Below are 2,911 nucleotides of genomic sequence, written 5' to 3'. Positions count from 1 at the left end.
CCACCAGGGCGACGGCCACCCAGGCCACCACCCCGATCGCGATCCAGCCGGCGACGGGCATTCCGTTGCTCCTTGTCGAGCGTCCGAACACCGAGTGTCCCCGAACATCCCCGTGCCCGCACCCACGCAGGCGGGTGGGCCCGTACACCCGTTCGGGGCAGCGGAGGTGACTATCGGTCAGCCGACGTCCGGCAGCGCCGGGCCCAGGAGGTCGTCCGCGTCCACGATCCGGTAGGCGTATCCCTGCTCGGCGAGGAAGCGCTGACGGTGCGCGGCGTAGTCGGTGTCCAGGGTGTCCCGGGACACGACCGAGTAGAAGTGCGCCTGCCGCCCGTCGCCCTTGGGCCGCAGCAGCCTGCCGAGCCGCTGCGCCTCCTCCTGCCGCGAGCCGAAGGTGCCGGAGACCTGCACCGCGACCGTGGCCTCGGGCAGGTCGATGGAGAAGTTGGCGACCTTGCTGACGACGAGTCGGTTGATCTCGCCCTTGCGGAACGCGTCGAACAGCGACTCGCGCTCCTTGTTCTTCGTCGAGCCCTGGATGACGGGGCAGTCGAGGGCCTCGCCGAGCTCGTCGAGCTGGTCGAGGTAGGCCCCGATGACGAGCGTGGGCTCACCCTTGTGCCGGTCGAGGATCGCCTTCACGACGGGCAGCTTGGTGTGGGCCGTGGACGCCATCCGGTACCGCTCCTCGGCCTCGGCCGTGGCGTACATCAGCCGCTCGTTCTCGGTCAGGGTGACCCGGACCTCGGTGCACTCGGCGGGCGCGATCCAGCCCTGCTCCTCGATGTCGCGCCACGGCGCGTCGTACCGCTTGGGTCCGATGAGGGAGAAGACGTCGCCCTCCCGACCGTCCTCGCGGACGAGGGTGGCGGTGAGCCCCAGCCTGCGCCGGGACTGCAGGTCCGCGGTCATCCGGAAGACGGGGGCGGGCAGCAGGTGCACCTCGTCGTAGACGACCAGGCCCCAGTCCCGGGAGTCGAAGAGCTCGAGGTGCTTGTACTCGCCCTTGGTCCGCCGGGTGATCACCTGGTAGGTCGCGATGGTGACCGGGCGGATCTCCTTCTTCTCGCCGGAGTACTCGCCGATCTCCTCCTCGGTCAGGCTGGTGCGCGCGATCAGCTCGCGCTTCCACTGCCTGCCACTCACCGTGTTCGTCACGAGGATCAACGTCGTGGCCTTGGCCCTGGCCATCGCCGCCGCCCCGACGAGCGTCTTGCCCGCCCCACAGGGGAGGACGACGACGCCGGACCCGCCCGCCCAGAACCCCTCGACCGCCTGGGCCTGGTAGTCCCGCAGCTCCCAGCCGTCCTGGACGAGGTCGATCGCGTGGGCCTCGCCGTCCACGTAGCCCGCGAGGTCCTCGGCGGGCCAGCCGACCTTGAGCAGCAGCTGCTTGAGGTTGCCGCGCTCGGAGGGGTGGACGATCACGGTGTCGTCGTCGATGCGGGTGCCGAGCAGGGGGGCGATCTTCTTCTGCCGCAGCACCTCCTCGAGCACCGCGCGGTCCGTGGTGCTCAGCACCAGGCCGTGGGCGGGGTGGTTGGCCAGCTGCAGCCTGCCGTAGCGGCCCATCGTGTCGACGACGTCGACCAGCAGGGGCTGCGGGACCGCGTAGCGGGAGAACCGGACCAGGGCGTCGACGACCTGCTCGGCGTCGTGGCCCGCGGCCCGGGCGTTCCACAGGGCCAACGGGGTGACGCGGTAGGTGTGCACGTGCTCCGGGGCGCGCTCGAGCTCGGCGAACGGAGCTATCGCGGTCCGGGCGTCCGCCGCAGCCGGGTGGTCCACCTCGAGCAGCAGCGTCTTGTCGGACTGGACGATGAGCGGTCCGTCGGTCACGCGGGGGATCCCTTCGGCGATGGGGCTGGTACCGGTCACGGGGAGCCGGGCGGCTGTCCACGCACGGTGAGCGGTCGGGCGGTCGGCCACCCGGTCGGGGTGTGGACAACTCGCTCGTCCGAGGCAGGCGCGGGGCCGTGTCCGGCTATGCTGACCGCGCACTGTCCGTAGTACGTACGTGTGCCGCGTCGATCCTATTCCCTGTTCCCCGCAGGTGGCTCGTCGCAGCCGCCGCGTGTCGCGGAATCCGCTGTACGAGAGGCGGAGCGGCGCCACCCCGCCGTCCCGAGCCCCCTCGTCGGCACCCGACCGGAAGGCCCGACCGATCAGCACCGAGCTCCCCGCCCGCTCCCCCGCACCGCCCCCGATCTCGCCGAACACCCGTGCGAGCCGCTCGGCCACTGGCCGCTCCCGGCCCGCACCTCGGCTCGCACAGCCGCCCGTGGGGCGCGGATCGTCGGTCGCGCGTGTCAAGGTCGGTCAGGTCGTCGCGAGCCACATCAGGGAGACGTTGACGTGACCAGCACCGAACGCGACCCCGCGTGGTCGGAGCGGCTGAACCCCCGCAACTGGAGCCTCGCCGCGAAGCTCGTGGCCGTGGGCCTCGTGCCCACGCTGTTGGCCTTGGTGCTGGGCGTGCTGCGGATCTCCGACCAGGCAGGGGTGGCCGCCCAGCTGGGCCAGGACAACCGCCTGCTCGACGTCCGGTCGGGGATCACCGCGACCGCGCAGGCGCTGCAGGCCGAGCGGAACGCCGCGGTGCTCTACGTGGCCGGTGGTCGCCAGGGTGACCGCGGCCCGCTGGACCAGGCCGTCGCCGCCAGCGACACGCAGCTGGACCGGGTCCGCGCCGCGCTCTCCGACTCCGCCCTGCTCGATGCGTCGAGCACCACCGCGCTGCAGAACGCCGAGGGCGGGTTCACCCAGCTCCCGGTGCTGCGGACCGAGGTGGGCAACTCGGTCGTCGGCACGGATGCGGTCAGCTCCCGCTACACCTCGGTCATCCAGCGGGCGGGCGTGCTCGAGCGCGCATTGGTCCGGCAGGGTGCGGCCGCGGACGCCGCGGGCCTGG

General features: G+C 72.1%; 2 protein-coding genes. One reads left to right on the top strand and one right to left on the bottom strand.

Going from position 1 to position 2,911, the window contains the following annotated elements:
• Positions 1–177: 177 nt before the first annotated feature.
• Positions 178–1,839 carry a DNA repair helicase XPB gene (locus H5J29_RS27510; protein WP_181783905.1) on the bottom strand — a complete coding sequence of 554 codons (1,662 nt, stop codon included), beginning with the start codon at positions 1,837–1,839 and terminating at the stop codon, positions 178–180.
• A 516-nt stretch (positions 1,840–2,355) separates the two neighbouring features.
• On the opposite strand from H5J29_RS27510, the gene H5J29_RS27505 reads away from it, so the two are divergent.
• A partial coding sequence (locus tag H5J29_RS27505) for a nitrate- and nitrite sensing domain-containing protein (RefSeq protein ID WP_181783904.1) occupies positions 2,356–2,911 on the top strand: 556 nt, incomplete at its 3' end.

It is taken from the genome of Pseudonocardia pini (assembly GCF_013870575.1).
Classification (GTDB): domain Bacteria; phylum Actinomycetota; class Actinomycetes; order Mycobacteriales; family Pseudonocardiaceae; genus Pseudonocardia; species Pseudonocardia pini.
Note: the sequence above shows the minus strand (reverse complement) of the source record. Positions and strands in the feature narration are given on the sequence as shown.